Genomic DNA, 7,713 nt, shown 5'->3' on the forward strand with positions numbered 1-7,713 from the left:
GGGCGTGCCAAGCTGGATCTTCTTCAGGCACGGTTGATCGGCGCAATGTGAAAGATATCGTCATCAAAAATGCGTCAGATCCAATATTCCGTTCCGATTGACACTCGGCTACACGTCACAGAACCCGAAGAATAATGCGCAAGGATCCGAGTCCCGGAGGTTCTACGGAAAGCGAGCTAATTCAAACTCTTGCAGAAAAGTGAGGCAGATATACGCCGTATGATTTTATTATGCTTTTTAATCTGTTTGCCCCATTTATTTTAATAGAAATTCAAGCCCGAACCAGCTTGCAGAACATTCACGCGGGAAATATCGGCCCAAAGAGAGCTGTTTATAGCGCTTAGTATTAACTATCATTTTTAAGCGGAACTTAAGGATGGGCTGACAACATACCAGCCATGAGCATGAGAAAAAAACAAAAACGGAAAAATCGCGTGTTAGAACCCGCTGTTCGAGGCGCTATTCTCGCTACGCCATTTGTGCTGGCGCTTACGGCTATCGTATTCTCATTAAGCGAAACGCCAAAAATCACCGGAACTATCGACCGAATATTCACCAGCTCGATTAGCAGCGGACCGAACTAAATAACTCTGCGAACTATCCAATTCGCAATGTAAATGTACTTGTAGGTTATTATTAACTGTGATTTAGGTTTTTCATTGGGGGAAATCTTATGTGTCACGGTCAACTTAGCGTCATGATGCGATCTGCATCATTAATTGCATTAAAAATTGTTGTTATTAGTTTACCCGCAGTGGCCGCAGCTTGGGTGGTTATATGGCTTTTATTGGTACGACAATAATGACGGATGTTCGTGCTAGATTATGACGTTCACAGATCACTCATTAACTTTTATTGACCGGATTGCCTTTCATTATACTCGCGGAATGAATTTCCCAAATAGCCCAAAACCCCGCCGAAGCGGGGTATGTTTATTTTTGAAAATAGCTGATCAGCTTCACTGTATTCTCATAGAGAGCCACCACACCCAGCATGATTGCGAGAATGCCGAGGATCACCCACCGCATAAAACGGCCAATCGTGCGTAACGAACGGATTAGATCAAGGCCATCTTTCATCAGGACGATATCATCCTTGCCGAGCTGAGAGAGAAACTCCCGGGTTTCTTCTGGAAGCTCGATCATTCTGTCAACAACAGGCGCTTCAGGATCCATCGGCATCACCTCACTCCCCCGGCTACACCATCGTAGAATTCAGCACATCGATCTGTACGCGCATTCTGTCGATCCAGAGCTTGTCGTTCGCGCTTCAGGATTGAGCGAATTTCAACGCCATCTGATAATGGTGCATGAGCTTCCTTGGTCCGGCAGTCATCCGGATAAGCTGGCAGAGACTTATCAGCCAGAGCCTGCCCCTGCTGTTGCGCGGCTTCTTGCACAAGCCTGCTACTTGTGCAGGAACTCAACATCATCGCGATCAAGCAGGCAAACCCGCCCCGCATCAGCAAGCCGCTTTTCATAATCCGCTATCTCCTGTTCAGTTTGCTCAATGCGTGCGGCTTCAGCTGCGCGAGCAGTGCGCAACTGTGCTTGATAAGATTCGATAACGAGTGCATTTGCACGGCGCTGTCGTGCTTCAGCGTCTAACTGGACTTGCAAAGCCTTGACCTGAAACTCAGGCACCAAGCCTTTTTTGGCCTGCCCTTCAAAGGCACCTCCAACAATCGGAATATCTTTGAGCAAAGGAACGCCGTTGTAATAGATCAAGGCCAGAACGATTCCGATCGCGATCCCAGCACTTACCTTTATGGCGTCTAGGATCTGGTTCATTTCAGACCAGCCAGACAAAGCTCAAGCTCACCGATACGTTGAGCATCGCCCATCTCTCGACGCTTGCGCAAACCTTCCACAACCTTGCCGCCAGCGCGGTTAAATGCGGTCATAGCATTGTAAGCGAGACGCCAGTGCTTATCAGCCATGCGCTTCGCAGCGGTAGACTTACAGGCAGCGCCGGTGCCGATATTGTAAGAGAGATCAAGCATTGACGCTTGCACGCTGATTGGAGCCTGATCGAACGTCCGGATGCACTTACGCAAAGGTTGCCTAAAGTCAGCTTCAAGCCGTTTGATCAGCATTGCCTGACACTCTTTGTCAGTGTAGCTGTCACCTTTCTTCACGCCCTTGGTTTCCCCTAAGCAAACAGTCCAAACGCTACCGAGATTGTCGTAATAGGCATGGTTTTCCATGCCCTCCCACGGTGCAGTGAGAAAGGTTGCGGTTAAAGCGACCAGACCAAGCCCAGACGCCAATGCTGCTTTTGCACGTTTACTCGCCATCACGGAAAGCCTTCTGAGAAACAAGGCGCATCGCGAAAGCCGCCATCGTAACGATGAGCGACAAACCCGCGAACATGCCAGTTGGGAGGGGATAAGCATCGCCGAGAAGCGGCAATGCGACTTCAATTCCGGTCAACAAACCGGCAAGCAGGATCAGCCGGACCGACCACGCCTTTCGCAAGACGTGTCGCCAGTCAGCGACAAGTTTCATGATATTGCATCCTTGAAGACAACAGAAAGCGCCGCGCCAGCAGGCACGGTTCTGTTCATTGTGTTTTCCTATTTTTATGAGATGATTAACGAGAGCGGATGAAGCCCCCGCTTCAAGAACGCTCAGCCCCGGAAGCACCTCCGTTGCCGGGGCTTTCTTTTGGAACTAATCCCAAAGGAGGGACTGCAAATATTTCAACTTCTGATACACAACTCGCGCACTTTACAGGCAGGGGGCGCTGTATGTGTAGCCCCAGCAGCGCCTGCAAGCCTCTGGGGTTTTTATTTTGCTTAGAGGCTGTTACCCTCTCAACCGATCTGACGGAGGGGTAGATGTTTTTGATCGACGTCATTGAGCAAGAAATTGCGCTACTGACTGTAGTGGCAGCAATAGTTATGGCTATCTGCTTATGGATATGGCGCAGGGTTTAAAACAACCTAGATCAGCTCAGAGAGCTTGACGCCAACTCATTAATGTCAACTTTCAATGCGACTTGTGATCATCGAGTAATAGTCAAATGGAGTAAAAAATGAAGTATGTTAGTCTTGGACACGCATGTCAGGTTGCTCATCAATTAAAACGTCTAGGACTTTCAGAAGAGACGCTGTTCTATGATTGGTTGGTCACTCACCATGGAAGGCTAATGGACAGCCTCGATTTTAGCTTCAAGAATCGACTATTCTCCGAAGGTTATACGTTGCCTCAAAAGAGTAACTATCTGATCGAGAACAGCACTGGTTTGAGTTTTTATCCGCATGATTTTCGTGGGCTTCCCGAAAAAGACACCAAGCTAATTGATAGCCAAATTGACGACGTTCGTTCTAAGTACATGAGAAGAGCAGAACGGACCCTCGAAATACTTAACTCAAGCCAACAAGTGTGTGTGGTCAGACACTTCTTCTCCGAGCCACTGGATAATATTATCGGCCAGCAGAAGGAAATTATAGATAAGTTAGGCCACCTATACCCAACTACTGAATTCCAATATCTCTGGGCCAGCGAATTAGAAACCGCGAACCTGAACTCGCCTCACGGGCCAATTCATCATTTGCCAAAAGCCAATGTATGGCAAGGGGATGATACTGCGTGGGGGAAAGCAGCATCGAATGAAACCTTGTCATATTCACTTAATGTTGATTAATTAGCCTGTTAGTAATGACTAGGGGGCAAGGATTCCATGGTTTGGTTTAATGTTATCTTGTTAATCTCAGCGATAGTTATATCTTTAGCCGGAATAGCGGCGACCATATCGCTCCTTCGTAAGCGCAACGGCTAATACGTCTTAAAACACATTATGGAGTTTCTATTATTTTTGTCGACTTTTTGAAGATCGTGTGATTGAAAGCCTCATTAACTTGAGGGGGCTTTTTTTGACATATCGGCTAGATATTGAAGGACTGCGCGCTGTTGCCGTTCTTCTTGTGGTTATTTTCCATATCAATGAATCATTGATACCGGGTGGGTTTATCGGCGTAGACTTATTCTTTGTAATATCAGGCTATGTCATCACTCAAAGAATTTATAAGGATGGATTGAATTCCTTAGCCGATTTTGGTGAATTTTACCGGAGACGCATTAGGCGAATTACGCCGATAATGCTGTTTGTAACTGCAATAACTCTCATCGTCGGAATTTTTGTTCTTTTACCCGAAGACCTAATGGATTTATCATGGTCTGCAATTTTCGCATCCTTTTCAGCAGCGAATGTATACTTCACATATTTTTTAGACACGAGTTATTTTGCTAAGGATAGCAATTACGTTCCTTTATTACACCTCTGGTCACTTGGTGTTGAAGAACAGTTTTATTTGATCTGGCCTTTACTCCTTTTCGTTCTGTTAAAATTTCCCAGAGCCATTTTCCCCGTACTTATAGCGCTAATGGTGGCTAGCGTAGCGTGGGGTGAGTATTGGATTAGAACAGGTAATTACTCAGCCGCATATTACATGCTTCCGTCTCGTGCCTTCCAACTGTGTGCAGGTGGTTTTTGCTTATTTTTGGCTCAGGCCCCTTTTTGGAAGAATATATCTACTCGCATTCTTTTGCCAATCGGAATAGCTGGAGGCGCTCTTGTGGCTGGCAGTGCGTATATTCTCAGTGGCCAAGATCCTTTTCCCGGTCTGAACGCGATACCTGTAACCTTGGGTGCGTCTCTTCTATTACTTGCAGGAACAAAACCAAATATCTTATCCCGCGCTCTCTCGCTTAAACCACTTATCTTTATAGGCGGCATATCGTATTCGATGTACCTGTGGCATTGGCCGATTTTGGCATATCTTCGTTATGCTTATGTAAATATAGATTTTACTATTGGTACAGCAGTTTTTATTGCGATTATCTTTCTATCTTATTTATCAACGAGATACATCGAAGGACCTTTTAGGCACAGCAGACAATCTCTCCGCGCTGTAACTGTGAAGATGTTCGCTTTGCCAACACTAGCCTTAAGCGCTCTATGCATAATCATTATCAACGATGGAGCTCAACTAGGCTTCATATTCGGCGATAATTACCAAACCAGAGTTGCAAACATATCAGAAAGTACCAAGCCTGCTGGATGGTATAAAAGAATTTGCCAGAAAGAGTTGGTTGCCGCTGATGACTTGAACGACCCGCAATGCATCATAGGAGGTAACTCTCACCCGAGAACGTTGTTTTGGGGAGACAGTAATGCGGCGCAATACGTGGAAACTCTGGCTCCAATAGCTGCTAAATTTGATATTTCATTCAGAAACATTTCGCACAGCGGATGCCCTCCGCTTTTTGACAACGCTCAAGAATATTCGGCGGCGTGGCGTCGAGGCAATTGCGAGGCATCGACAAAACTCATTCGTTCAGTTGTTGCGGATTATGATCACATCATAATAGGTGGCGCTTTCGCGAGTTATCTCTCGAGCAGAAAGCCGTTCATAGATGACTTTGAAAAGACGCTACAAACACTTACCAATATGGGAAAGAAGGTTACCATCATTGGTCAAATCGCCCGTTTCAAAAACTATGACCGGATGTGCTCTGCAAAGGCAATAAAACTTGGCATCGATTGTGAAAAGAGCTTCGTGTCCGTTCCCAATTTGGCTACGAATGCCAATCGGAAGATTTCGCATCTTTTAGAGAATTTTCCAGATATCAATTTCTTTGATTTCAATCGCTACATATGCTCGGGCGGCACTTGTTCTCCCTACATAAACTTTCACCCTATATATTTCAATGACGACCATCTCAGTATCGATGGATCAATCCGAATTGGAACTATGGCTTCGAAAACGTCCGAGTACGATACGATTTTCTCTCCAACTCACGCAAACGTCTATCAAGATTAATAAATCTGGGACATCACTCTAATTATTAATCCGATAACGGGGATCAGCTGATGAATCTTTCTCGAAATTATATCGAAAAACATCTAGAGCCTAGCCGAAACAATTGGAAAGTAGAGCCTGCATCGCTAGGGCTGCAAAAAATTCAGACCCACAACGGATATAACTTTTCCATTTCAGGTGATAGAGAAATTGATTGGAAAGCACCTATCAGCTTTCAAGAGAAAACCTCTCGTATGTGGTTACTATCGTTAAGTTTTCTGGTGAGAGTTTGGGAAGACAACCGACTTACATCAATCGAAGTACTTAGGTCTTTTCATAAATTTCTGAGTGATCAAACGAATGCAGAATTTGTGTACTCAATCGCCAGCGCTGACCACTGTGCAGCTTCTCGTCTGAGAACAATGTGCTTTGTCGCCGTCACCGAAGGCATAGGGAGTGAAGCCTACAAACTGGCGTCAGAAATTGCGGAGAGAGATTGCCGCTGGATCATGGCGTCTCCGAAGGCCCTACCTATGAACAACCACGGCATGATGGTCGCCACTGCCCTTCTGCATGTTTGCGCTATTATGAACCTCGACATAAACAACGATCTTTCCGCAAGGTCTAAGTCCTTCCTTCAAGAAATGCTCTCGGTGGTTTTTGACAAAAACGGATTCTGCAACGAAAACACAGTGGGGTACCACGATTTTTATAGGAAGACGCTCACCCAACTCCGAGACTTTTCAAAAGATTACGGCGTAACAGACGTTGCGGCGTTAATAGACGAGTTCCTTCCAACGATCGAAAACGCACTATACAAAACTGTATGGAATTCGGGCGGCATCCCACCCATTGGCGACTCCGGAGAATATCTCACTCGGTATAAATCGATACCCGGACTTCATGCGTTCGACACGGGAATGACGGTATACAAGGACGACAAAACGTATCTATCTGTAATTTGTGGATGCCTCACTGAAACGCACAAGCATATGGATGACCTGTCCGTAACGCTTCGACATCTCGATACTGATCTGATCATCGACTGCGGTTCGTACAATTACGATTGGAATGACCCTATCAGGCTGTGCGTTGCCTCTGCGAATGGGCATTCGTGTTTGTCATTCCAAGAAATCGATCAATACACTCGCGGGAACTTTCATCGCGAGTATGGAAAAAATTATGTTGCATCCAGCAAGGTCACAGGGAATAACCCGCCATCGATTCAATGCGACGTTGAACTCCGGGATAAGGGCATCGTTGCCCGCAGGGATGTCATACTCACATCGCCGGAACACATCGTCATTCGTGATAGCTTCACCAAGGATAGCAAAGCTCTACAAAGATTCATTATTCCAGGAGAAGCCTCAGTGACGGTGGTTGGAACGGACGTGCTTGTTCAAAACGGCAATGTCTCCATGCTAATCGCAGCAGGTAGATCAGATGTAATCGTTGCTAGAGGGCAAAAGGAACCCACCTATAAGGGATGGGCATCAAAGAAATTTGGCGAGATTGAGCCTGCTTATTGCGTAGAGATACACCCGAAAAGTAGGTCGTCTTTACAAACACACATCTATTTCGGGGAAGGTGAAAACGGAAAGCCGAACAGTCTTCCGAAGGGGGAGAGGTTCATGCTATCCGTCAGAAATTCATTTAGGAGAAAAAACCTTCCCGTGGGTTAGTGTAGTGCGCCCCAGCAGCAGCTCCTTTCATCAACACATTCCCCGCCCCATTGCAGGAATTCAGATTAATGGCATCTGAGAAAGCATTGTCGTAAGCGGTGTCTCACTCACACCGGGCCGGGATAATTCCATGGTAATAGTTGGTCGATTTGGCTCTGCTTATGGCCATTGACGATTGCGGTGAGGGTAGCGGTCAGCCACTTTTGCGGATCGACTGAATTGAGT

At 46.1% G+C, this 7,713-nt stretch carries 10 protein-coding genes; 4 read left to right on the forward strand and 6 right to left on the reverse strand.

Annotation, left to right across the window (positions count from 1 at the left end):
- Positions 1-434 precede the first annotated feature (434 nt).
- On the forward strand, positions 435-584 hold the full coding sequence (locus WH356_RS23830; RefSeq protein WP_339515356.1) for a hypothetical protein: 150 nt from the start codon (positions 435-437) through the stop codon (positions 582-584).
- A 348-nt stretch (positions 585-932) separates the two neighbouring features.
- Here the strand turns inward: WH356_RS23830 and WH356_RS23835 are convergent, their stop codons facing one another.
- Genes WH356_RS23835 through WH356_RS23855 form a run of 5 tightly spaced genes read right to left on the reverse strand, consistent with a single transcriptional unit; the run spans position 933 to position 2,507 of the window.
- Positions 933-1,181, reverse strand: a complete 249-nt coding sequence (locus WH356_RS23835) for a hypothetical protein (RefSeq protein ID WP_339515358.1) — start codon at positions 1,179-1,181, stop codon at positions 933-935.
- Positions 1,181-1,480: a hypothetical protein gene (locus tag WH356_RS23840; protein WP_339515359.1), complete on the reverse strand. Its 300-nt coding sequence runs from the start codon at positions 1,478-1,480 to the stop codon at positions 1,181-1,183. The genes WH356_RS23835 and WH356_RS23840 overlap by 1 nt, the downstream gene beginning before the upstream one ends.
- Positions 1,407-1,790, reverse strand: a complete 384-nt coding sequence (locus WH356_RS23845) for a hypothetical protein (protein WP_339515361.1) — start codon at positions 1,788-1,790, stop codon at positions 1,407-1,409. The genes WH356_RS23840 and WH356_RS23845 overlap by 74 nt, the downstream gene beginning before the upstream one ends.
- Complete coding sequence (locus WH356_RS23850; RefSeq protein WP_339515363.1) at positions 1,787-2,296, reverse strand: lysozyme; 510 nt, start codon at positions 2,294-2,296, stop codon at positions 1,787-1,789. The genes WH356_RS23845 and WH356_RS23850 overlap by 4 nt, the downstream gene beginning before the upstream one ends.
- Entirely contained in the window at positions 2,286-2,507 is a 222-nt protein-coding gene (locus tag WH356_RS23855; protein ID WP_339515365.1) for a DUF7940 domain-containing protein, read from the reverse strand. The genes WH356_RS23850 and WH356_RS23855 overlap by 11 nt, the downstream gene beginning before the upstream one ends.
- Before the next feature lie 529 nt (positions 2,508-3,036).
- Between WH356_RS23855 and WH356_RS23860 the strand changes: the two genes are divergently transcribed.
- The 3 genes from WH356_RS23860 (at position 3,037) to WH356_RS23870 (ending at position 7,488) form a co-directional block, all read left to right on the forward strand.
- Entirely contained in the window at positions 3,037-3,648 is a 612-nt protein-coding gene (locus WH356_RS23860; protein ID WP_339515367.1) for a DUF1796 family putative cysteine peptidase, read from the forward strand.
- A gap of 229 nt (positions 3,649-3,877) precedes the next feature.
- Entirely contained in the window at positions 3,878-5,827 is a 1,950-nt protein-coding gene (locus WH356_RS23865; protein WP_339515369.1) for an acyltransferase family protein, read from the forward strand.
- A gap of 50 nt (positions 5,828-5,877) precedes the next feature.
- A complete protein-coding gene (locus WH356_RS23870) occupies positions 5,878-7,488 on the forward strand; it encodes a heparinase II/III domain-containing protein (RefSeq protein ID WP_339515371.1) in 1,611 nt (536 codons plus the stop codon).
- 107 nt (positions 7,489-7,595) lie between these two features.
- Here the strand turns inward: WH356_RS23870 and WH356_RS23875 are convergent.
- Positions 7,596-7,713 (reverse strand): transposase domain-containing protein (locus tag WH356_RS23875; protein ID WP_339515373.1); only part of this gene is annotated, 118 nt, incomplete at its 5' end.

Source organism: Ochrobactrum sp. MYb379, from assembly GCF_037479515.1.
Lineage (GTDB): Bacteria > Pseudomonadota > Alphaproteobacteria > Rhizobiales > Rhizobiaceae > Brucella.